This window comes from Borreliella kurtenbachii, assembly GCF_030437945.2.
In the GTDB taxonomy this organism is placed as follows: domain Bacteria; phylum Spirochaetota; class Spirochaetia; order Borreliales; family Borreliaceae; genus Borreliella; species Borreliella carolinensis.
On the sequence record NZ_CP124057.1, the window covers coordinates 1 to 21,670 of the forward strand.

Annotated in this window: 25 protein-coding genes; 19 read left to right on the forward strand and 6 right to left on the reverse strand. The window is 27.4% G+C overall.

The features are described from left to right. Positions 1 to 679 precede the first annotated feature (679 nt). On the forward strand, positions 680 to 1,165 hold the full coding sequence (locus tag QIA22_RS00275; RefSeq protein ID WP_301611180.1) for a P13 family porin: 486 nt from the start codon (positions 680 to 682) through the stop codon (positions 1,163 to 1,165). Positions 1,166 to 1,491: 326 nt separating this feature from the next. After that, positions 1,492 to 2,001, forward strand: a complete 510-nt coding sequence (locus QIA22_RS00280) for a BBA03 family outer surface lipoprotein (protein ID WP_301611181.1) — start codon at positions 1,492 to 1,494, stop codon at positions 1,999 to 2,001. A gap of 75 nt (positions 2,002 to 2,076) precedes the next feature. On the opposite strand, the gene QIA22_RS00285 is transcribed toward QIA22_RS00280, so the two are convergent. The 3 genes from QIA22_RS00285 to QIA22_RS00295 form a co-directional block, all read right to left on the reverse strand. Further along, the gene (locus QIA22_RS00285) at positions 2,077 to 2,925 is read right to left on the reverse strand and encodes a S2/P23 family protein (RefSeq protein ID WP_301611182.1); all 849 of its coding nucleotides are present in this window, start codon (positions 2,923 to 2,925) and stop codon (positions 2,077 to 2,079) included. A gap of 100 nt (positions 2,926 to 3,025) precedes the next feature. Further along, positions 3,026 to 4,279: a hypothetical protein gene (locus QIA22_RS00290; protein WP_301611183.1), complete on the reverse strand. Its 1,254-nt coding sequence runs from the start codon at positions 4,277 to 4,279 to the stop codon at positions 3,026 to 3,028. Positions 4,280 to 4,683: 404 nt separating this feature from the next. After that, entirely contained in the window at positions 4,684 to 5,157 is a 474-nt protein-coding gene (locus QIA22_RS00295; RefSeq protein WP_301611184.1) for a BBA07 family lipoprotein, read from the reverse strand. Between the two features lie 169 nt (positions 5,158 to 5,326). On the opposite strand from QIA22_RS00295, the gene QIA22_RS00300 reads away from it, so the two are divergent. The 14 genes from QIA22_RS00300 to QIA22_RS00365 all read left to right on the forward strand — a co-directional run bounded on the left by QIA22_RS00300 (position 5,327) and on the right by QIA22_RS00365 (position 15,887). Continuing rightward, positions 5,327 to 5,662, forward strand: a complete 336-nt coding sequence (locus tag QIA22_RS00300; RefSeq protein WP_301611185.1) for a DUF2634 domain-containing protein — start codon at positions 5,327 to 5,329, stop codon at positions 5,660 to 5,662. Next, positions 5,659 to 6,531, forward strand: a complete 873-nt coding sequence (locus QIA22_RS00305) for a DUF276 domain-containing protein (RefSeq protein WP_301611186.1) — start codon at positions 5,659 to 5,661, stop codon at positions 6,529 to 6,531. Before QIA22_RS00300 ends, QIA22_RS00305 begins: the two co-directional genes overlap by 4 nt. Positions 6,532 to 6,533: 2 nt before the next feature. Further along, on the forward strand, positions 6,534 to 7,160 hold the full coding sequence (locus QIA22_RS00310) for a DUF735 family protein (protein ID WP_301611187.1): 627 nt from the start codon (positions 6,534 to 6,536) through the stop codon (positions 7,158 to 7,160). Positions 7,161 to 7,239: 79 nt separating this feature from the next. After that, on the forward strand, positions 7,240 to 8,274 hold the full coding sequence (locus QIA22_RS00315) for a DUF685 domain-containing protein (RefSeq protein WP_301611188.1): 1,035 nt from the start codon (positions 7,240 to 7,242) through the stop codon (positions 8,272 to 8,274). Between the two features lie 22 nt (positions 8,275 to 8,296). Next, positions 8,297 to 8,479, forward strand: a complete 183-nt coding sequence (locus tag QIA22_RS00320) for a BlyA family holin (RefSeq protein WP_301611189.1) — start codon at positions 8,297 to 8,299, stop codon at positions 8,477 to 8,479. Further along, the gene (locus QIA22_RS00325; protein WP_301611190.1) at positions 8,472 to 8,909 is read left to right on the forward strand and encodes a BlyB family putative holin accessory protein; all 438 of its coding nucleotides are present in this window, start codon (positions 8,472 to 8,474) and stop codon (positions 8,907 to 8,909) included. The genes QIA22_RS00320 and QIA22_RS00325 overlap by 8 nt, the downstream gene beginning before the upstream one ends. After that, the gene (locus QIA22_RS00330) at positions 8,899 to 9,264 is read left to right on the forward strand and encodes a BBA14 family lipoprotein (protein WP_301611191.1); all 366 of its coding nucleotides are present in this window, start codon (positions 8,899 to 8,901) and stop codon (positions 9,262 to 9,264) included. The genes QIA22_RS00325 and QIA22_RS00330 overlap by 11 nt, the downstream gene beginning before the upstream one ends. 259 nt (positions 9,265 to 9,523) lie before the next feature. After that, positions 9,524 to 10,345 carry an outer surface lipoprotein OspA gene (gene ospA, locus QIA22_RS00335; RefSeq protein WP_301611192.1) on the forward strand — a complete coding sequence of 274 codons (822 nt, stop codon included), beginning with the start codon at positions 9,524 to 9,526 and terminating at the stop codon, positions 10,343 to 10,345. Positions 10,346 to 10,354: 9 nt separating this feature from the next. Further along, entirely contained in the window at positions 10,355 to 11,251 is an 897-nt protein-coding gene (ospB, locus tag QIA22_RS00340) for an outer surface lipoprotein OspB (RefSeq protein WP_301611193.1), read from the forward strand. 576 nt (positions 11,252 to 11,827) lie between these two features. Then, positions 11,828 to 13,024 carry a plasmid maintenance protein gene (locus QIA22_RS00345; protein ID WP_301611194.1) on the forward strand — a complete coding sequence of 399 codons (1,197 nt, stop codon included), beginning with the start codon at positions 11,828 to 11,830 and terminating at the stop codon, positions 13,022 to 13,024. A 55-nt stretch (positions 13,025 to 13,079) separates the two neighbouring features. Continuing rightward, positions 13,080 to 13,664 carry a DUF226 domain-containing protein gene (locus QIA22_RS00350; protein ID WP_301611195.1) on the forward strand — a complete coding sequence of 195 codons (585 nt, stop codon included), beginning with the start codon at positions 13,080 to 13,082 and terminating at the stop codon, positions 13,662 to 13,664. Next, positions 13,640 to 14,392 carry a ParA family protein gene (locus tag QIA22_RS00355; protein WP_301611196.1) on the forward strand — a complete coding sequence of 251 codons (753 nt, stop codon included), beginning with the start codon at positions 13,640 to 13,642 and terminating at the stop codon, positions 14,390 to 14,392. The genes QIA22_RS00350 and QIA22_RS00355 overlap by 25 nt, the downstream gene beginning before the upstream one ends. 29 nt (positions 14,393 to 14,421) lie before the next feature. Next, positions 14,422 to 14,967, forward strand: coding sequence for a chromosome replication/partitioning protein (locus QIA22_RS00360; protein ID WP_301611197.1), 546 nt, complete (start codon positions 14,422 to 14,424; stop codon positions 14,965 to 14,967). Positions 14,968 to 15,455: 488 nt separating this feature from the next. Further along, entirely contained in the window at positions 15,456 to 15,887 is a 432-nt protein-coding gene (locus QIA22_RS00365; protein WP_301611198.1) for a DUF261 domain-containing protein, read from the forward strand. A gap of 195 nt (positions 15,888 to 16,082) precedes the next feature. Here the strand turns inward: QIA22_RS00365 and dbpA are convergent, their stop codons facing one another. The 3 genes from dbpA to QIA22_RS00380 form a co-directional block, all read right to left on the reverse strand. Then, positions 16,083 to 16,670, reverse strand: a complete 588-nt coding sequence (dbpA, locus tag QIA22_RS00370) for a decorin-binding protein DbpA (protein WP_301611199.1) — start codon at positions 16,668 to 16,670, stop codon at positions 16,083 to 16,085. A 119-nt stretch (positions 16,671 to 16,789) separates the two neighbouring features. Continuing rightward, positions 16,790 to 17,344, reverse strand: coding sequence for a decorin-binding protein DbpB (gene dbpB, locus QIA22_RS00375; protein WP_301611200.1), 555 nt, complete (start codon positions 17,342 to 17,344; stop codon positions 16,790 to 16,792). Positions 17,345 to 17,787: 443 nt separating this feature from the next. Further along, complete coding sequence (locus tag QIA22_RS00380) at positions 17,788 to 18,093, reverse strand: hypothetical protein (RefSeq protein WP_301611201.1); 306 nt, start codon at positions 18,091 to 18,093, stop codon at positions 17,788 to 17,790. A gap of 134 nt (positions 18,094 to 18,227) precedes the next feature. On the opposite strand from QIA22_RS00380, the gene QIA22_RS00385 reads away from it, so the two are divergent. The 3 genes from QIA22_RS00385 to QIA22_RS00395 all read left to right on the forward strand — a co-directional run bounded on the left by QIA22_RS00385 (position 18,228) and on the right by QIA22_RS00395 (position 21,669). Further along, on the forward strand, positions 18,228 to 18,821 hold the full coding sequence (locus QIA22_RS00385; RefSeq protein WP_301611202.1) for a hypothetical protein: 594 nt from the start codon (positions 18,228 to 18,230) through the stop codon (positions 18,819 to 18,821). Between the two features lie 3 nt (positions 18,822 to 18,824). Beyond that, a complete protein-coding gene (locus tag QIA22_RS00390) occupies positions 18,825 to 20,177 on the forward strand; it encodes a PBSX family phage terminase large subunit (protein ID WP_301611203.1) in 1,353 nt (450 codons plus the stop codon). A gap of 1,003 nt (positions 20,178 to 21,180) precedes the next feature. Continuing rightward, on the forward strand, positions 21,181 to 21,669 hold the full coding sequence (locus tag QIA22_RS00395; RefSeq protein ID WP_301611204.1) for a hypothetical protein: 489 nt from the start codon (positions 21,181 to 21,183) through the stop codon (positions 21,667 to 21,669). The last annotated feature ends 1 nt before the right edge of the window (position 21,670 follow it).

Sequence of the window (21,670 nt, forward strand, 5' to 3'; positions counted from 1 at the left end):
TAAAGATAATTTATTAGTATACTAATAAAAAAAGAAAAATATTATTTTGTAATCCTGATATGTAAAATACTATAGTTAGTGCCAATAATAATATAATTATACTTTTTAATACGAATATATCTGTTAAAAACTTTTATTTTAAACACAACAAATCATAAAAAATATTACATTATCAAAAAACTTTTAAAAAAATAATTGTAAACATTATTTTTAATTAATAATTAAAAATTACATAAACATAAAAACGAATTGGAAAATTAAAGTATAAAAACAATAATCCAAGCTCACAATAAGAAATAAATATATAAAACTAAAAGTTTTAAAACAGCCAAAAGCCCATTGAGCCTGAAATCGCACCATCTTTCTTTCAGTTTTATTAAGCTAGAAAGATTTACTCTTTTATCTTTACTCTCTTGGTCAAAAAATCCTAAATAACTTGGATAACTGGTAAATAGTATTACCTCGCAATAGAGTTTTCAATTAATGATTTACATTTTTAAAACTTACTTTTTACACTTAGATTGGGCCTTTTAAAAGTCTTCTTCTACTTTAATATTTATCTTCTTAAGCTTCGAAATTTTAAAAAATCTATTACTAAACAAACAAGCTGATATTAATTTATTATAAATTGCGCTAATATTTTACTTGTCAAAACTTACTATTAGGAGATAATAAAAACATGAAAAAAATTTTCATATTAATATTAATTTTTGGGCTGACAATACAAATCTTTGCCACAAAAGACACACAAAGCAGAATTGAAAAGGGCATTGAAAGTTTTAATAAATATGATAAAGAGAAAAAAAATCCAATCGGGCCATTTCTTTTAAATTTATTTTTGCCTTTTGGGATAGGATCATTTGTCCAAGGAGATTATATTGGTGGAGGCTCAGTGCTTGGATTTAATTTGTTGGGGGCAATACTTTGGGGAACTGGAATGATTCTTAACCATCGTGAAGCACAATTAACCGGATACATACTAATAGGGGTAGGAGCAAGCATGGTTTTAACATCCTACACAGCTTCACTTATCATTCCATTCACATTTGCAAATAGGCACAACGAAAATCTTAAAAAAAGACTCAGCGCTGAGCTTGCGGGGTTTGAGCCCAATTTTAGCCTTGGAATTAACGGATTCCAATTATCGTTTAGAAAAAATTATTAAATGAATATTGGATAACAATTTTTACGATTTAATTTAAAATTAAAAATAAATTTACCAACAAAGAAAGTATTCCCATTAATGCTCTCTCTGTTGGTTTATCAATTGTGCTTAAAATGCCCCACTACCCTTTAAAATACTTAAAACTCTTGCAATCTTAATCCCACAATATTCAACCTAATTAAGAAATTATTTTTAATACCAAATTGTTACAATATTTTTAACAACTAATAATAACAATTATTAATTAAAATATTCTAAACATATTATTTAAATGCTATAATTACTAATTATCATTAATAATTAAAATACTTTTTAAGGAGACTATTTTGAAAAAAACAATTATTGTATTTATAATATTGGCATTTATGCTTAATTGCAAAAACAAAAGTAATGATGCTGAGCCAACCAACGATCTAGATGAAAAATCACAATCCAGCTCAAATCTAGTTGATGAAGATAGGATTGAATTTAGCAAAGCAACAACTTTGGAAAAATTAATAAGCAGATTAAACTTAAACAACTCTGAAAAAGAAACACTAACATTTTTAACAAACTTATTAAAAGAAAAACTGGTAGACCCAAATATTGGATTACATTTTAAAAATACTAGTGGAGATGAAAGCAAAATAGAAGAGTCTATACAAAAATTTCTATCAGATCTAAAGGAAGACGAAATAAAAGAACTGCTTGCAAAAATCAAAGAAAATAAAGATATGAAAGAAAAAGATCCTGAAGAGTTAAATACTTATAAAAGCATACTTGCTAGTGGATTTGATGGAATTTTTAATCAAGCAGATTCCAAAACCATACTTAACACCCTTAAAGATACTATATAGCCAAACCAAGGCTGAAATTTATAATTAATTTAAAAAAGCTAGTGGTTTAAAACTACTAGCTTTTAAAATAAATTTTTAGTTAATCAAAGAATTAAATGCAAAACTTGCACTTTTTATCTTAGGATATTTTTCAATTATTTTTTTCATAGTAACATTAAAAAGCTGAGAATCAAGCGAAATTCTGTAAACTTTTTCATTTTTTGGATGTTGCTTGGACTTAATGGTAATCTCGGCAATCATATCGCTCCAAGTTCCATTATTATAAAGAGAAACAAAAGCCTCAATCACTTTTTTGGCATCGCTAGAACCAAAAGGATATGCGGTTACAAGCCCGGATTCAACTGATTTTTCAGACATTGGAAGTCCTCCAAAAAATCCGCCTTTATTTTTATTAAAATTTATATCACTTCCCTTGCTTATCAATTTAAATCCAGAAATAGAATAAAGCGGATCACTCTCGCTAGTAGTTTCAAAAATTATTAAAGGCATGGCATAAGAAAGATATGCCCCATCAACAGGAGAAACAAGATAAGAATACTTAATGCCATTAAGCTCTTTAATAAAATCTCCGCGCTCTCCAAACAAATCTCTAGCTTTAATTTTTATCCAACGAATGTGAACCGGCCAAACAAAAAAATTTATTGATTTTATTCCTTCTAAAAACTCTATTTTAGAGTAATCAATAAATTTTTTTTTATTCTCAAGAGCTTTTAAAGTTTCATAATTTTGGAAATTATAAACCACATCAGAATCTCCAGAAAAACCCCCAAAATTCATCGATCCGAAAGCTCTTTTTTCTTGATCCAGCCTATTTACTCCACTTTCTCCAATAAGCCTACTGCTATCCTTTCTCTCCATTTTTGAATTATCATCTAAATTACACCCTAGAATTAAAACCACAACAGATATAATGACTCTTTTCAAAACGTTCCCCCTTTAAATTTATATCTAATATTTAAAGTTTTTAAATTAGAGTATTAGAAGCAAGTGTAGATCAATTAACAAAAAAATCAAAATTAAAAATTTAACGCCGGCTAATCTCTTTTATCAAGCTGTTTAACATTAGATTTATATAATCATAAAGTTTTTTATTCTTGCCAATATTGTTGTAATAAAGTTTAAAAATTTCTAAAAGAGAGTTTCTAACTTTAAAAATCAAGACTCTTTTGCTTTTATTGCCAATAGAGCCTAATGCTTGTTTGAAAGATTTACGTGATTTTTCCATTTCTTTTAAAAACCTATTAACATCGTAATTTAATGTTATTTCTTCTAGCTTTCTTAATATCAATCTAGAATATTCCTTTCCAAGCCTTTTAAACAAATCGTCAATATTTTCAAAATCTAATTCTCCGTCTAGTAAAACCCTGCAACATTGCAAAATTTCTTCTTCTTCGTCTGTTAAATTACGTTTCCAATTTAAATGCCAATCAAGCTCTGACTTTGTAGTAAGAGAAAAATTTTTTAATTCAAGAAGTTCTTTACTAACACTGCCAATTTGTTGATCGATTGTTTTTTCAAGAGCAACAAGAATGTCTGCGCCCGAACCACCAGCATTAATCTTGGTTAGATAAAATTGTTGACACAAATTCATATCTAAAAGAGACATTTCATCTTCTCTGTCACTTTTATCAGAATAATTTTCAATCAATCGCACCAAAGTGCTTATTTTAGAAGACAAATCTTCCCAGCGCTTTTTTCCTATATCAATCAAAAACTGATTAACATCTTTTTCGCTGTATCTATATTTTGCTAGCACTTCATCATTGTTTAAAAGCCATCCACCAAGAGCATATCTATTCTCATCATTTTGCAAAGATTTCTTGAAAAACTCAAAATTTTTGACCTCTTCCGAATTTAAATGGGGAATCCAAATCTCATCATGAGTATTTTTCAGCAAAGCTTTACCATATCTTGAATTGCCAATATTGTGCTTTGAAGAAGTTTTTTGCAAAGATTTAGAATTCTCTAAACCATCAAAATTACTACTCGACTGCTCCGGGGTTTTGGGCATCAAATTTTCAGAATTTCTTAAAGTTTGCAAATCCTTTTTAAAGCCTTTAGACTTACTTAATACTTGACCATTCTTTTTGCTTTTTAACCCGTTTAAACTAGAATCTTTAAGCCTATTGTTTCTAGAATCTAAAGATTTTTTTTCATTGCTTATTAAATTTTGCTTATTGCCATAAGTAGTACTTTTTAAATCTTCTTCTAAAGATTTGCCCTTACAATTAATAAAAACCAGAAAACTAATAATAAATACAATTCCTATTTTATTCATAAATTAAATTTCCTCTATTTAATTATTGGTTTAAATAAAAATATAGCTCACTTTACATACACTAAATGTATACATCTCATTATTTCTTGCTACAAAAAGAATTAGGCTTGATATTGTTTTAATAATTTGTTTTTTAAAATAAAAAACCTTTCTAAAACAACTTAAACAAAGCTTTAAGCCTAAATTAATCCAATAATGCCTTTTAAAGCAAATAAGTATTAATAATCTGGATTATTTAATAATTTATAAATCACACAGATAAATTAAAATCATTAATATCAACCCAAATCATAGAAATTTAAATTTTCAAATCTAGACATATTTGCAACAAAATAAACAAACATAAACAGAAAGATTAACTCTTACAGCAAGAGTTAATCTAAGAGTTGATTAAAATAAAAAAGTTAAAACGAAGCGGATGCATCGTAGTTTTTAACAAGATTACAAGCCTCTTCAATATTTTTAGTAGTCATAAAAGATTGTCGCACATTGTCTATGTAAGTTTTTTCAACCTGTAACAACTGCTGCTTAGCGTTAGCAACATTTGGATCATTTGAGCTCTCAAGACGCATTTTAGCCTTTCTTTTGGCCTGCAAACACTTAACAACAGTAGCAAGCATTTCTTTTATTTTCTCTTCATTTAAATTAAAAATTTGATTAAACTTATCCGGACTACTATCAAGAACCACCTGCTCAAGAAAAAACAAAGCTTCTTTTTGGTCATCATTTAAAGAGTCTACAAAAGACATTTTAAGCTCTTTATTTGCTGTGCTATTAGAAGCATTTAAAAGCTTTGAAGGCCTTCTCCTAATGTCAGAATAATTAAATTCTTTACAAGAAAAGAACAATAAAATAACAAATAATAAAATATTTTTCATACGGTCTCCCACACTGCGATTGCGAAAATATTTAAATTAAAAAATTAAATAAACTTTTTTAAAAAAAATATAAATTATAATATATCTCAACATTTAAAATAATAAACATTTTGTAAAAGTTTATAGAAATATCAAATAAAATATGCTAGAATGACCTTGGTAGTTAAAAATGGAAATTAAAATTGATGAAAAATTTAATATAGTATTTAACAACGATCTTAAGTTAATAGAAAACATTGAAGAACAAAAACAGCGGTTATTTCTTTATCTTAAGACGCCAAAAGGCAGTTTAAAGGAAAATCCAAATTATGGGCTTGACTACAACTTTTACTTTAAACTTTGCAAAGCTAACAAACTAGAATCTATTACAAATTTTTTTTTAAACCTTTCAAAAGAACTCAAAATAGACCTTATTAACGTAAGGACAAGCATTAAAAACAAAACAATAACAATAAATTTTTTCTTTTTAGGAAAAGACACTTTAAAAATGGATTTTAAAATATGAGTATAATTTTTGATAAAAACCTAGGAATATTGGAAAAAACAATAGAAGAAATTCAAAACGAAAAAAAACATATGCTTAGAACAAAATACGGGATAAACATTAAAGACGATTCAATTTACGACATAATAAACTTTCCAAGCTCAAGCCTTGACAAACAAATATCAGAAGTCTTAAAAGAACTTTTTTCCAAAATCAAAGAAAATGGAAGCTATTTTAATGCACTCAAAGAAGACCTAAGCACACCCAAAAGCTCAACTTATGAAGCAATAAGAAAGGCTCTGTTAAATGTTGAAGGGGTTAAACACATAAATATTTTAAGTGGGCCTGGAACAATTAACCTCTACTTAATACTACAAGACGATTGCTTTAAAGACCAAGAAAAAAAGCAAATCAAAATTGAAATTAAAGAAAATATTTGGCAAGCAATCTACTATACAGCGCCAAGCGGAACAGTTTTTAAAGGTGAGATTGAGATTGAGTTTTTAAACAAACACAACCAAAAAAAAACATACAAATTCAGCTTAGGCAAGAAGAAATATGCATATCTTAAAGTGGTCTACAAAACAGAAGCAAAAGACGCAATCTACAAAGAAATAGATGCTCAAATTAGAGACATTTACAATAAAATATTAACCGACAAATATATTGAAATGGGGACATCTCTTAGGCATCAAGACTTTCTTGCGCCAGTTAGCATTATCCGGGGAATAAAAGAACTAAAAATAGGAATTTGCATTAAAAGCGATGATACAAAAAAAATCACACAACTTAATGAGAATGATTTTACATTCAATAAAGACGAAAACGCCAAAGAGGATGAAATTATTATTTTTGATACAAATAAAAGATTGCTTATTAACAGAGAATAAAAATGAATAAAGAAATACCAAAATTTTTAGAAAATACCCAAATTGAAAAATTCATTTGCAATGAACTTGATTATAAAAAAGAGATATTAAGAGAGCTAAAAGAACTGCTTGGAAACTTTAACACAATTAACGTTAAAAAGAGCATTAACTCTAAATACATTGCACTGCTAATGCTTTCAATATTTAATGCATTTCACTTTAAAAAAGAGCTGGATAAAAATCTTGTCAACTCTTTAGATGCCATTATTTTTGCAATAAAGTCTATTGGCACTGATGAAAGCTTTATTGTACTCTTTAAAGCCTTTTTACACGCAAATGTAGAAGTCAGCTCAAACGAAAACGCTCCAGGCGAAATAATAATCAAATTGCTTGGAAACATTAAATCCCCTATTGAATTTAATATTGCAGCTAAAAATCAAAACAAGCTAAAAAAAATAACCGCAAAACACTCTGGACTTAAAAAAACTCTAACTTCTAACTATATGCCCAAAGATTACAAAAACTCAGTATATGAATTTATTAAAATATTAATTCCTACAGGAAGAATAGTTAAAATAATAGACAAAAAACAAATAGAAATAAAAAGCACAAGAACAAAAAAAATTAGCACAGCAGATCATTTTTTTTGATTTTCTGCTTAAATGGCGTGTAAATAGTAATTTAAAAATTGCAGTAATTTAAAATTTAAGAAATTTAAAAGGAGAATTTATGAATACCAACGAACCACAAGAAAGCGTACAAATAAAAGACTTAAACAGAAAAACAAAAGTTAATCAAAGCGATCTTATTCCTATTGATGACATAGTAGAAGACACTTGTGCAATAACATATAAACATCTCCTAGAACAAATACAAAACGATACATTTTATAACAACGAATTTGGGTGCTTTAAAAAAGCAATAAATGCCGTAATTAGCAAGGAGCTTTTAGAAAACAAAGAATATATAAAAAACATTTACATTAAAGTAATCTCAAAGCTTTTAGAGCTAAGCGCGCCGGTTGAAAACATAGATTTTGATACTGTTTTTAGAAAAATCAAATCTACGTTTATTGAAAGCTTGAAACACACAAACACAAAACCATCTTCAAATAAAATTTCAATTTACAACTCAGACACAAAAGACATTGAATTTATTCAATTTGAAATCTTGATTGAAAGTTTAAAAGAAATTCTTGCAGAAAAAGATGAAATAAACAAGCTCAAAGGCGACCTAACAAGTTGCGTGCAAATAAAAGATTTTACAGATAAATTTAAAAACTCTTTTAAATCAATACCCAAACAAACTCTTGATACAAAAAATGAACAGCTTGTAAGCTGTTATCAAAACGGAATTCCACAAATTGTAGACATTCCTATTTGGTGGCAAGGAAAACCAAACGACTTTGGGGGGCTACACACAATAGTTGATGATGCTAGAATAATAGAATTCCAATATAAGAATAAAGCTACAACCGTTGTGCTTAAAAACAGAAGTAGCACATCAATTGTAATAAACGAATCACACAAAGATGATTATATTTACTTACAAATATATGCAGAAATTAGGCATTCAAGCTCAACAGAAGATCATAATAAACAATTTTACCTTCAATTTGAAAAAAGCTCTGCAAAAATTCTAATAGCTTCATTTTCTTCTCAAAACATGCCCACACTTAAAACGCCAATTTACAATGGCTGGTACTACGTTGGATCGGGCAAGCTAAGCATGGGAGAAGAAATGCCAATTCTAAACAAAGTATAAAAATAAATAAAAGGAGATATTTATGGATACAATACTTATTTTTTTGTCAACAATTGACAATACAAAACTAATTATATTAGGAGGATTTATTGTGCTGGCAATATTGCCAATGATTTTCTCAATAAAATCACCGTTTAGAGAAAATTTAAATTTTCTTATTAAAAAATTCTTAAAAAATACAAATAAAAAGGAAAAAAATGAATAGCAAAATGAATATCAACTCTGGCGTTGAGGCTTTAAATAACTTATATGATTTTCTAAAAAGCAGCGATTCTCCAACAGAAGTCAAAGTGGAAAAGGGAATATATTTGGGGCTTAATCTTTACAATCTAATAATGAGCATCTACAAAGACAAAATCACAACCCTTGAGAAGGAAGAATCATTAAAAATATTAAATGAAATTGAAAATGTTAATAATAAAATTACTCAACTTATATCAAGCATTAATGATGAGAGAGATTTAAGTATTATTGAACATTTAAGAGAAGAGAGAAATGAGCTAATGGCAATCAAAACCCAAGCACTCCAAGAAGAAATAAAAGAAGAAATAAAAGAGTTATCAGAAAATCCAAGAAACACTGGCAACAAAACTCAAAATTTAAAAGAAAATAAAGGAGATAAAATTGCAAATTAAAAATTTCCCTTTTTTGTTTTTATTAAATATTTTTATAATCTTTTCATGCTCTACAATAGCAAGCCTTCCAGAAGAGCCATCATCCCCAAAAGAGTCAACATTAAAGGCCTTAAGCTTATATGAAGCGCATCTTTCAAGTTATATTATGTACTTACAAACATTTCTTGTGAAGACTAAACAAAAAGTAAATAATAAAAATTATCCTAAGTTTACGCTTTTTGACACAAGCAAATTAGAAAAAGCCCAAACTCTAAAATCAATCAAAACAAACATTGCTGCTTTAAAAAATCACATTGACAAAATAAAACCAATTGCAATGCAGATTTACAAAAAATACTCAAAAAATATACCTTAATACCTTAACACCTTAATAACATTTAATTTCTTTTTCCTTAAAGTCCCTGGTTGCGGGACTTTTTTTTAAAAATAAAAGGCTACATTGAAACTAAACTCAATTAAAAATTAAACTTAATTGAAACTAAACTCAATTAAAACTAAAATTAATTGAATTTATTATCATTTTATTTTTTTTCAATTTTCTATTTGTTATTTATTAATCTTATACTATAATTATACTTGTATTAAGTTATATTAATATAAAAGGAGAATATATTATGAAAAAATATTTATTGGGAATAGGTCTAATATTAGCTTTAATAGCATGTAAGCAAAATGTTAGCAGCCTTGACGAGAAAAACAGCGTTTCAGTAGATTTGCCTGGTGAAATGAAAGTTCTTGTAAGCAAAGAAAAAGACAAAGACGGCAAGTACAGTCTAATGGCAACAGTAGACAAGCTTGAGCTTAAAGGAACATCTGATAAAAACAATGGATCTGGGGTGCTTGAAGGCGTAAAAGCTGACAAAAGCAAAGTAAAATTAACAGTTTCTGACGATCTAAGCACAACCACACTTGAAGTTTTAAAAGAAGATGGCAAAACATTAGTGTCAAAAAAAACAACTTCTAAAGATAAGTCATCAACAGAAGAAAAGTTCAATGAAAAAGGCGAATTAGTTGAAAAAATAATGGCAAGAGCAAACGGAACCATACTTGAATACACAGAAATTAAAAGCGATGGATCCGGAAAAGCTAAAGAAACTTTAAAAGAATATGTTCTTGAAGGAACTCTAACTGCTGAAAAAGCAACATTGGTGGTTAAAGAAGGAACTGTTACTTTAAGTAAGCACATTTCAAAATCTGGAGAAGTAACAGCTGAACTTAATGACACTGACAGTACTCAAGCTACTAAAAAAACTGGGAAATGGGATGCAGGCACTTCAACTTTAACAATTACTGTAAACAACAAAAAAACTAAAGCCCTTGTATTTACAAAACAAGACACAATTACATCACAAAAATACGACTCAGCAGGAACCAACTTGGAAGGCACAGCAGTCGAAATTAAAACACTTGATGAACTTAAAAACGCTTTAAGATAAGGAGAATTTATGAGACTATATTTAACAGGATTTGCTTTAGCGTTAGCTTTAATAGGATGTGCACAAAAAGGTGCTGAGCCAAAAAATACTTCTCAAAAGTACGATGATCAAGAAGTTATTAACTCAAACAAGGCACCAAAAGACGCTAAACAAACCCCTCCTGCAGCAACAGAAGACTCAGTGACTTTGTTCAGTGGGAATGAAATTTTAGTAAGCAAAGAAAAAAATAGCTCCGGTAAATACGATTTAAGAACAACAATTAATCAGGTTGAGCTTAAAGGAACTTCCGACAAAAACAATGGTTCTGGAAGCCTTGAGGGCGTAAAAGCTGACAAGAGTAAAGTAAAATTAATAGTTTCTGACGATCTAAACACAGTAACTGTAGAAACATTTGACAGTTCTGGCAAAAAAGATTCAAGCAAAGTTACTGTAAAACATGGGTCAATAACAGAGGATACTTTCAAAGCTAATAAATTAGACTCAAAAAAATTAACAAGATCAAACGGCACTATGCTTGAATACTCACAAATGACAGATGCTGACAATGCCACAAAAGCAGTAGAAACTCTAAAAAATGGCATTAAGCTTGAAGGAAATCTTGTAGGTGGAAAAACATCATTGAAACTAACAGAAGGCACTGTTACTCTTACAAGAGAAATTGAAAAAGATGGAAAAGTAAAAGTCTATTTGAATGACACTGCATCTGGTTCTACTAAAAAAACAGATACCTGGCAAGATACTACTAGCACCTTAACAATTAGTGCTGACAGTAAAAAAACTAAGGATCTAGTATTCTTAACAGACGGTACAATTACAATGCAAAAATATGACACAGCCGGAACTTCCCTTGAAGGTAAACCAGCTGAAATTAAAGACCTTGCAGAACTTAAAGGTGCTTTAAAATAATATATAAGTAAACCCCCCTACAAGGCAAAAGCCACTGTAGGAAGGGTTTATTACAACCTAAAAATTGAATTTATATATTTTTCAATTTGTTACTTCTGGAAAAAGTCTCCTAGGAGACTTTTTCTCTTTTTAAGAGAGAAAACATAACAATGCACAAATCAAGCTACTTAGATCTTTAATCTTTAAATCTTTAAAATCAAAATAAAAAGCGCCAATAAACTGAATGCATGGCTAAAATTTAAGCAAATTAACAGGGTTAATTCCTTCACTCAAGCCTAACTCTTGAATGAAGGATAAATAAATAAAATAATTTCAATTCTTAATAAAATTAAACCCATTGCTAATCAGCTCACTATTTTAAATAAAAATTAACGCGTAAAAATAATTTACTCCTAATATAAGTTTATTACTGATAATATTTTATAACAAAAACTTACTTTTGTAAAGTATATTTAACAAATATGTATTAAATATACTTTTTTTATATTTTTTATATAAAAATACTTTACTTTTTTAAGAAACTGTACTATTAATTAAATTATAATTAAAGAAACTACTTATATTAGGAGTATAAAATTGAAAACATTAAAACAAAAAGAACCAAGCACTACAAAAAAGGCAAAAAAAACTACAATTAACTTCCAACATAATTTGATTGTATTAATCTCTACTCTTAACTTTATCAACTTAAACTTTAAAAAATACACACAAAAAAACATACTTTATTTCCTAAATAAAAACCTTGAAAGAAATAAACAAAACCCCATAAAACTCAAAACACTACAAAACTATTTATACATACTAGAGAAAAAATTCAAAGTCACGCTAAACTACTGTAAACATTTGGGAAAAAATTCTGGAAGTGAAACTTATTATAAACTTAAATACGAAAAAGAAAAATGCTATCTTATAATTAACACATACTTTAAAGAAAAAGTAATCAATAAAATTAACGAATTTACACAAAGAATAAAAAAATTTTATCAAATAAATAGTAGTGTTAAATGGGAGTGTATTAATAATACTAATAATACATATAAATATAAAGAATATAAAAATATACACAAAAATTCTAAAAAAACAACAAATAACGAAACAATAAAAAAATATTTAGACAAATGTAACTTCAAAACAAAAATCCCATCTCTAATACTAGGTTTAAAGACAACAAACATTATTAAAATCCATCACTTAAGAAATCTAAAGCATATTGAAAATGACCTTAAAGAAATAGATCCTAGAAACATTGAAAAGCACATATCAAATGCAATAAAAGAAAATGTAAACAACCCAGGATATCTATGCAAATTTTTCAAAAATAGTGGATATAAAAAAATAATAAACAAAATAAAAGAAACAGAGAAAAAATATAAAAACAAAAAAGAAATTTTAAAAAAAATAATTGATAATAAAATAAAAGAATTAGAAAATGAAAAATATAAAAAAGAAGAGCTTGAGAAATTTTTTAGCAAAATATACGAAATTTACAAAATAAAACCACATTTCATAATAGAATACAAAAAATATCCAGATTTAGATAATTTAGTCAAAAGAGCAAGAAAAGAAGTGTCCAAAATTCAAGACAAAATGATAAACTTAAAAAGTATAAAAAACAACATTTTTAGTATATTATTAGAACAGTTAAGGTATAAAGTAGATGAAGATAAGTTAATTCCTACTTTAAAAAAATTCATTGAGAATGAGCCTGATCTTAAATATAGCAAGGTATTTGACAATTCCTACTATAATAATTTAATTGAAATAGTGAACTAGAAAGCTAGATAGAAAATGTACAGTTTAGCTTTACTATTAAGGAAAAAGGAAAAAAATGACGGCTTTACTTGAACGACTAAAGCAAAAACAAAAAGAATTAAAATTAAACACAAACAACAAACCAAAGTCTCAAAAAGGGAAAAAGGCCAATGTTTTTTCTAAGATTGAGGAGGTTAAAGGCAGAAAGATATACCATACTAAAATCTTTAATGACTTTTATACATTTGGAATAAGCAAAAATGAACCTACTAAATTTTTCATTTCCTTAAGGGGAATCTTCAACATAGAAGACATAAGTATGTTTCATTTATTTTCTATAAGAGAAGATGATGAATTTATGGGAATTTATTACGGAATAAGAAAGCTTGACAAAGCATTTATTGTAAAGAATTTTAACAAGAAAGAAACATATACTCTTAGAAAATGTGAATACATTGAATTTAAGTTTAAAAAAGGTTCTGTTTTTTGTTATTTAAACGGTCTTCATATTTTACTTAAAAAAGATAGGGTTGACAGCCCCTATTACAACACGCTTTTAAATATCATTTTAGAACTAGAAACTGAACTCTACACTTTTTATAGCAAAAAATTGGCAAAAGGGGGAATTATTCCTGAATGGATAAAAAAGAGACAAAAGTAATAACAGTTGCAAGCATAAAAGGTGGTGTTGGTAAGAGCACAACAAGTTTAATTTTTGCCACATTGCTTTCAATCAAATGCAAGGTTCTTTTAATAGATATTGACACTCAAGCTTCAACAACAAGTTATTTTTTCAATAAAATTAAAGACAATAATGTAGATTTAGTAAATAAAAATATATATGAGGTATTAATATCAAATTTACATATAGACAATGCAGTAATAACGATTAACGAAAATTTGGATTTAATTCCAAGCTATTTAACATTACATAAATTTAATTCAGAATCTATTCCATATAAAGAATTTAAATTAAAAGAACAGCTAAAGTTAATAAGCAATCATTACGATTATATAATACTTGATACAAATCCCAGCTTAGATTTTACCCTAACAAATGCTCTTGTGTGTAGCAATTACATAATAATACCAATAACAGCAGAGAAATGGGCTGTTGAAAGTTTAGATTTGTTTACTTTTTTTATGAACAAGCTATTATTAACTTTGCCGATGTATTTAATCAACACTAAATTTAAAAAAAACAACACGCACAGAGAACTTTTAAGGGTTTTGGAGAAAAATAGTAATTTTTTAGGCACAATATCTGAGAGAGAGGATTTAAATAAAAGAATAGCCAAAAACGACAGATTTGATTTGACGAAGGATTACATAATAGAGTACCAAAATACGCTCACGGCGTTTTTAAATAAATCAAGTTACGTACACTAAGTGTACTCAGGTTGTAAAGGAGGAGATACGTGGACATAAAGATAAATAAAAGAAATTTATCTGAGAGCGTTAGAGAAGAAGAACAGGCGCTTATTCATTATAATAAGCTTAAAGAAAAATTAAACATTAATTTCCAAAAAGAAATTTATTGTAAACTAGAAGCAATGAAGGTTTTAAAGGAAATTAAAGATAAAGAATATTATAAACTTGACAACTATTCTAGTTTTGATGATTTTGCAAAAGATTATAGACTTGCCAGAACTCAAACATATAAATATCTTAAAATTGCAACAGCAATAGAAGAAGGTTTAATTGAAGAAAAGTATGTAGTTAAAAATGGAATCAATGATACAATTTGCCTTCTTAAAACAAAAGAAAGTTCAAGTTTAAAAAAATCTAACCAAAACCCAATAAAACCACTAAGATTTCAGCTTAAAAAGGAACAGGCTTATTTTTTTTACAAAAAAAATGCTAAGCTTACAAGCTTTCTTTTGGAAAAAATTTTTTTTGAGGAAAAAGATTTTTTATCAAAAATAATAAAAGAATTTGAAACTTTAAGAAATAAACGAAAATAAAATATTTATTTGCAAAACTTGAAAAGTTAGTGTATACTTTATAGGTACAGACTGACACGCAATGTGTCGCTCTTAATATAAGGACCTGTTACCTTAAAGGGTTTATTGGGGATTCTTTTAAAAGAAATTCCAATAAACCCTTTAACTTTTAAATTAAAGTTTTTATTTTTTAATATTAATTTTGGAAAAATTTAGAAAAGTATTTACAAAACACAATTTTTTTTATACTATAATATTAGTAAAAAACTTATATTAGGAGTTAAGATGAAAAGGCTTAATAAGATCAAAAGGAAAGAATACTGCAAATTGTTAATTAAAACTTTTGCCATTAAAAACAATGGGTTTGAGTGGCTTGGTTATAATATATTAAAGATTCTAAAAACCCCGAATGTTTTCTTATTAAGCTTTTGGACTCTAAGGTTTAAATAAAAATTTGTCAGAAATATTTAATTATTTAAAAATTATATTTAAAAATTGTGTATTTAAAAATGTTTATTGAGCAAATATTACAAAGCAATGCAGAATTGTTTAAAGACATTCAAAAGTCCGGATGTTATTTTTTATCTTTACACTATTGGATATTTGTTTTAACAGGTTTTGATTTTACAACAAAAGACGTTAATTTAAATTATCAGCGGTTTTTAAAATTAGGCTACATTAGAAATGATTGCTATATTTTAAATCCATGTGAAATTCTCAGATATTATAAAATATTTTCTAAGGTTAGATATGAGAGCCCGCTTTATTTACCCAAAGCTGGCAGAGAGTTTGAAATAACACAGGTTAAGCTGAAAGATCAAGCGTTTGTGCATTTTCTTGTAATGGATAATAATAAGGTGCTTTACGACAGTCTTGATTTAAAGTCCAAAGGAAAGAAATTTCAAATAATATCAAAAAGAATATTTAATTATTTTGTTTGAAAAGATTAATGTCATTTTAAATTCTAAGTCTTTTAGGTGAATTGTTGTAACTTTAACTTATTTTATGTCTTGATTATCGGGTGAAGAGTTTAATATTTGTTGATTTTAATTGTAAGCTAGCATTTAAATTATAAGACCAAACCCAACCAGATGGATTTGGTTGGGTATTGTTTTAAGCTGATTATAAAAATGTGTTTATTCTTTATTTTTGCATTTTTCATCAGTAAGATTAGAATTTTCCTTCTTTTTAAGGACGCAGTAGTTTTTATTATAGACATTTTGTAATTTTGTTTTCATTGCTGTTGCAATTTCAAGTATTCTTTCAGCCGTAGTTGGAGGATTGTTTTCAGTTCCCATTGAAACTGTTTGTGTCATTCTTTGTATTCCTAATTTTTCTAATGGCCCTGAAACCTCAAGCATTAAGTTATGCATTGCTGAGAATTCACCACTACTTCCAGTCTCTTTAAGTTTCGTAGCTTCCCCTTCGATCGCTGTTACAAATTTTTCTGCTACTTCAATAGCTCGCATTTTTGCTTTAAGTATAAATGGATCTTCTGATACCCCGCTACCTGTTTGGCCGTCTTTAAAGGCTTCAAAATTTACACCGTTATCAGCAGCTTCTTTTTTAATTTTATTTATTTCATCTGTAATGGCTTTAGCGCTTCGTTCTAATATGATTTTTGTTTCTCCTGTTAATCCGCATGATATGAGGGCAACAAGTAAACTTAGTTTAAGTAAATTTTTAAAATTAAAGATTTTGAAAGTTTTTTGATATTTATTCATAATTTATCCTTTTTTTTGAATTTTAATAAAAGCAGCAAATCAATATTAATAAATTGTAAATATTAGGACAAGCTAAAAATTTTATTTTTAGTCCATTCTAATGATAATATTTTTAATATTTAATTCTTTTTTTTGCTTTTATTATTTTTTTTCTCCTCATTTTCAATATTTTGTTTTACCTTAATTGCTTCTAGTTGATTTTCTATTTGAACTTTAACCGCAAGCAATCTTTCGGCTGTGTTTATAGGGGTGTTTTTAGTGTCCTCTAAAACACGGGCTTTTACATCTTTTATCCCAACCTCTTCTAGTGATTCTACAACGTCAAGCATTAAGTCAGACATAGCTAAGAATTGACTACTTTTGCCAGTTTCTTTAATTTTTAAAGCTTCTTCTTCTATTATCTTTAGAAACTTTCCTGTTTCGCCAATGGCTTGTATTTTTGCTTCTCTTAATGCAGGTCCGCCATTTGTCACTTTAGAGCCGGTTTTACTTTTTGTAAAAGCTATAAAGCGCACTCCCTTGTCGGTCGCTTCTTTTTTAATTTTTAAAATTTTGTTTTTTAAATCTCTAGAGGATGATTCAAGCACTAGCTTTGTTTTTTTTATTAGACCAATATTGCATGCAACCAATAAAGTAAAAAACAAAGCTATGGCTATTACATTTAATTGCTTCATTTAACCTCCTTTAATATTAAGCTTATTTAAATAAATCTAAATTTTAGCCCAGTTTATTAAAAATAAAATAAAATAAATTGGTAATAGATTTGATAAAAAAGTCAATACAATTTTTGCATTTTTACTAAGTTGCAAAACTTTTATTTTAAAACCGCTATTTTTAAGCCCTATCAGTTTTAATTTTATTTTTGTTAGGGGGCATGAATTTGTTTTATGCAAATATAGCAGTAACATTGTTTGGAGTTATAAGCTAGCCTTATAAGCGAGTTTGTAATTTTGATATTTATTTCCAGTTTGTCAAAATAATACAAATTAGTTATTTTGTATTATTTTATAAATTAAAGCAAAGATCTAAAAATTTAGGTCTTAAAAATAAAAGAGAAGCCATGCTCCCGCAATTTATTGGCTTCTCTTTTGAGTATTTTGACTATTTTGATACTGTTTTAATTAAGAATAGGAGTGTGGCTGGCAGGCCCATAGGGCTTGAAAATGCCTTTTAAGTCCTTAAGAAATTGTTCTGTTTTGCCAGCTTTAGAGACTATTTTATTTTTTCCTTTGATTATTATGCTTAGTAAGCTTTCATTATCTGCATTATTCTTAGCAGTTTCTATTGAGCGTTTTAATTTTTTGTTTTGTTTGTTAACAACGATTTTTCGGATTTTTGTTTTTTGCTCCCTAGTAAATGCCCCGCCGTCCATATTGCACGATAACATTACCGCTGGCAACAAAATATATTTTATTTTAAACATTTCTTTTTTCTTTTACCATTTATTTTTATTAATTTTATTCTATTTAAAAAATATATCTCGTTAATTAAAATATTCACAATAAAAAAACAATAATTTTTCTTGAGTTTTTAAAAGAACTTAATTAAAATAAAACAATGATATTTAAAAATAGAAAAGAAGAATATATTTTTTTATTTAAAAAAGGTTTAAAAGATTTAGACATTGCTCAAATTTTAGGCGTTAGTGAATCTTTTGTAGCAAAAGCCCGAAACAAATATTTTAAATCTGATGATTCTGTTTGCAAAAAGAAGTCTATTTCTAGCGACCAAGCAGGAGAAAGCATTGCTAAAGAGCCTTTTAATGAGGATAATTTCAATAATTTAATACTACTTGCTACAAAAAAGGCCTGTGAGCTTGAAAATGCCAAAAACGAAGCTGAAAGGTTATTTTACGAGATGGCTCGTTCTTTTATTGATTCCCATAACAAATATAAAAATCTCAGCTTAGCGTCAATAAAAAAGGATGCATTAATTTTGGATTTAAAAATTAGCAAACTTCAAGGCGAGATTAGTGGCAACAAAAAAAGAGGCCTTAAAGAACAAGAAAACCTTAAAGGAGAGCTTTCTTGTAAGATTAAAGAAAGAGAAGAGATTGAAAAAAAGCTTATTACTATTTGCATGAGAGAGGATTTTGACGCTCTTGTTAAGCTTAAGTCTATTTTAAGTAGTAAGAATTTAAAATTGGAGTAAAATTTGAAATTTTTAAGATTTCCAGCATTTCTCAATCTTGAGAAAAAGTTTAAAAATAAGTTTAATATTAATATTTTGGATTATATTAAGCCAAAACCACCCAACATTTGTTTTAAAGATTTTGAAAGAAAATACTTAACCGTTAAGCAAAAGGAAGTTCTTTTTGATATAGAAAGTAATAATTATTCAAAAGTAATATTTAGCGGCGGGATTGCAAGTGGCAAGACGTTTTTAGCCTCATATTTGCTTGTTAAAAAGCTAATTGAAAACAAATCTTTTTATGAGCAAGATACCAATAATTTTATTATAGGCAACTCTATTGGCTTGTTAATGACAAATACCTTAAAGCAAATAGAAAAAATTTGCAACTTACTAGGAATTGAATATCAGAAAAAGAAAAGTGGGCAGTCTTTTTGTAAAATAGCAGGTCTTAAGCTTAATATTTACGGGGGTAAAAACAGAGATGCTTTTTCTAAGATTCGTGGGGGCAATAGTGCAATAATTTATGTAAATGAAGCAACAGTAATTCACAGAGAAACTTTACTTGAGGTTGTCAAAAGGCTTAGAAAGGGTAAAGAAATAATTATTTTTGATACAAATCCGGATCATCCAGCGCACTATTTTAAAACAGACTATATTGAAAATACAGATGTTTTTAAGACATATAATTTTACAACGTACGACAACCCCTTAAATTCAGCAGATTTTATTCAAACTCAGGAGAAACTTTACAAACGTTTTCCCGCTTATAAGGCGCGCGTGCTTTACGGGGAATGGATTTTAAATGAATCTACTTTATTTAATGAGATGATTTTCAATCAAGATTATGAATTTAAAAGCCCGATAATGTACATTGATCCTGCATTCTCAGTGGGTGGAGACAACACAGCCATTTGTGTTTTAGAGCGTACTTTTGAGAAGTTTTATGCATATCTTTATCAAGATCAAAAACCAGTAAGTGATAGTTTAATGCTTTCTTCTATTCAAGTTTTAATAGAAAATTTCAATGTAAATACTGTTTATATTGAAGAGAGAGATAGTACCAAAGGAGATGGAATTTTAACTAAAACAATTCTTTTTTTAAGAAACAAAAGCATTAACTATTTTAAAGTTGCGCCAATAAAGCCCTTAAGCAATAAATTTAAAAGAATCTGTGCGCTTATTCCTTTGTTTGAAAGCCGCAAAATAGAATTTTTAAAAATAATAAATAAAAATGTAGTATCTGATATTTACAGCTACAAAGGAGACGGTAAAACAAAAGATGATGCGCTTGATTCTCTTGCAAATGCCTATCTTCTTTTAACGCTAAATTATAAAGAAAAATTATTTCATTTCGGCAAGTTTAAATATTTATAATTTGATCTAAATTTTTAGCTGTTAATATAAGTTTCTTCTTATTAAGGATTATTTAAAAAGTTTTTGTCTTTTTTGCTAATTTTGTTAAAAAATTTCTATTTGCCTTAAATCTGGGTCAAAGCAATATTAAATAAATTTTTAAAACAATTAAAATTTTTTATTAAAAAATATAATTTTTTATAAAAAATAAAAAGCCAACATTTAATCTTTTAAAAGTTTTGAAAAATTATTTTTCAAGGTTATTTATTTGGGAAATATTGTTGATATGATTTATAATTTAATTTTTATTATTTTTTACTTTAAAGGGGAGTTGCTATGAAAATCAGAATTTTTTTATTTTTCTCTCAAGAACCTTAGAGTTGAAGATACTTCAATTAAGTTGTTTTTAGAAAGAAAGTTATTTTTACATCAATTTGAATAGATTTTGATTAAATTCAATTTAATTTTATTAAATTAGTAGAAAAATTTACCAAGTTTGCCGAATTTGCCTGGTTCAAGGCATTTTTAAGATTTATCTATTCAAATGTATTTCAAGGAGAGGGAAATATGAGAATTGCCAGTTTACTTTTTTTTTTAATGTGTTTTTTGGGTTGTAGTTCTTTTAACAAATTAAACAATAAAAGGTTATTGTCCAAAAATAAGCAGAAAGCCTCAGATTATAACAGAGAGTATTATCAAAAAAACAGGGAAAAACTTAAATTAAGAGCCAGAGAGCGATATCGTAGAAATAAAAAAGCTTAAATTAACTAGAAAGAATTAAACGTATTAAGCGTATTAAGCTTGTTAAACTTATTAAAAATTTTAAAGTAATTTTAATGTTAAGCAATATATTTAAATTAAATGGCGGATTTATGCAAAAGATGTATGTTTTTTAGTTATTTAAAATAATTTTGTGTTTTTGAGATAATTTAAATTTACTCCTAAATTTAAATTAGGAGAATATACATGAAGAGATATATTTATGTATATATATTTGCGGTAATAGCAAGTTCTTGTTATTTAAATGATTTTTGATTTTTCTAATATGAAACAAAATAACTTTAATCAATATGATTTAAATTTTTCTAAGCTTTCTTTATCTGAGAGAGAAAATGCTATTTTAAAAATTCAAATAAAATTTAAAAGCCTAACTGATAAAATAAGCTCTCGGATATCTAATTATAATGAGATTAAAGTTGGCAATTTTTTTAGCGAATCTAGTGAACAAAAAATTAATCTTTTAAGCAAAATATTAGAGATTTTAAAAGTACAGCACGGGTTAATAGAAAAAAGTAGCATCAGCTTAAGCAAGCTTAATATGTTAAGTGGTGGTAGTTATGCCGCTTTTGATCCACAGCCAGAATTGAGACTTTTAAATCAAAAATATTCAGATATAGATGAAAAATTAAGAGAAATATACAGTTACATTCTTAGCAATAGCATTGACTTTAATAAGGTTTTAAAGGACTTGATTTATCTAAAAGAGAGCTCTTTAGCGCTAATTCAAAAATAAG

What these genes read in the sequence shown, in the direction of transcription:
- QIA22_RS00275 (WP_301611180.1), top strand. Translation starts at nt 680, where the DNA reads ATGAAAAAAATTTTCATATTAATATTAATTTTTGGGCTGACAATACAA.
- QIA22_RS00290 (WP_301611183.1), bottom strand. Translation starts at nt 4,279, where the DNA reads ATGAATAAAATAGGAATTGTATTTATTATTAGTTTTCTGGTTTTTATT.
- QIA22_RS00295 (WP_301611184.1), bottom strand. Translation starts at nt 5,157, where the DNA reads ATGAAAAATATTTTATTATTTGTTATTTTATTGTTCTTTTCTTGTAAA.
- QIA22_RS00300 (WP_301611185.1), top strand. Translation starts at nt 5,327, where the DNA reads ATGGAAATTAAAATTGATGAAAAATTTAATATAGTATTTAACAACGAT.
- QIA22_RS00305 (WP_301611186.1), top strand. Translation starts at nt 5,659, where the DNA reads ATGAGTATAATTTTTGATAAAAACCTAGGAATATTGGAAAAAACAATA.
- QIA22_RS00310 (WP_301611187.1), top strand. Translation starts at nt 6,534, where the DNA reads ATGAATAAAGAAATACCAAAATTTTTAGAAAATACCCAAATTGAAAAA.
- QIA22_RS00315 (WP_301611188.1), top strand. Translation starts at nt 7,240, where the DNA reads ATGAATACCAACGAACCACAAGAAAGCGTACAAATAAAAGACTTAAAC.
- QIA22_RS00320 (WP_301611189.1), top strand. Translation starts at nt 8,297, where the DNA reads ATGGATACAATACTTATTTTTTTGTCAACAATTGACAATACAAAACTA.
- QIA22_RS00325 (WP_301611190.1), top strand. Translation starts at nt 8,472, where the DNA reads ATGAATAGCAAAATGAATATCAACTCTGGCGTTGAGGCTTTAAATAAC.
- ospA (WP_301611192.1), top strand. Translation starts at nt 9,524, where the DNA reads ATGAAAAAATATTTATTGGGAATAGGTCTAATATTAGCTTTAATAGCA.
- ospB (WP_301611193.1), top strand. Translation starts at nt 10,355, where the DNA reads ATGAGACTATATTTAACAGGATTTGCTTTAGCGTTAGCTTTAATAGGA.
- QIA22_RS00350 (WP_301611195.1), top strand. Translation starts at nt 13,080, where the DNA reads ATGACGGCTTTACTTGAACGACTAAAGCAAAAACAAAAAGAATTAAAA.
- QIA22_RS00355 (WP_301611196.1), top strand. Translation starts at nt 13,640, where the DNA reads ATGGATAAAAAAGAGACAAAAGTAATAACAGTTGCAAGCATAAAAGGT.
- QIA22_RS00365 (WP_301611198.1), top strand. Translation starts at nt 15,456, where the DNA reads ATGTTTATTGAGCAAATATTACAAAGCAATGCAGAATTGTTTAAAGAC.
- dbpA (WP_301611199.1), bottom strand. Translation starts at nt 16,670, where the DNA reads ATGAATAAATATCAAAAAACTTTCAAAATCTTTAATTTTAAAAATTTA.
- dbpB (WP_301611200.1), bottom strand. Translation starts at nt 17,344, where the DNA reads ATGAAGCAATTAAATGTAATAGCCATAGCTTTGTTTTTTACTTTATTG.
- QIA22_RS00380 (WP_301611201.1), bottom strand. Translation starts at nt 18,093, where the DNA reads ATGTTTAAAATAAAATATATTTTGTTGCCAGCGGTAATGTTATCGTGC.
- QIA22_RS00385 (WP_301611202.1), top strand. Translation starts at nt 18,228, where the DNA reads ATGATATTTAAAAATAGAAAAGAAGAATATATTTTTTTATTTAAAAAA.
- QIA22_RS00395 (WP_301611204.1), top strand. Translation starts at nt 21,181, where the DNA reads ATGATTTTTGATTTTTCTAATATGAAACAAAATAACTTTAATCAATAT.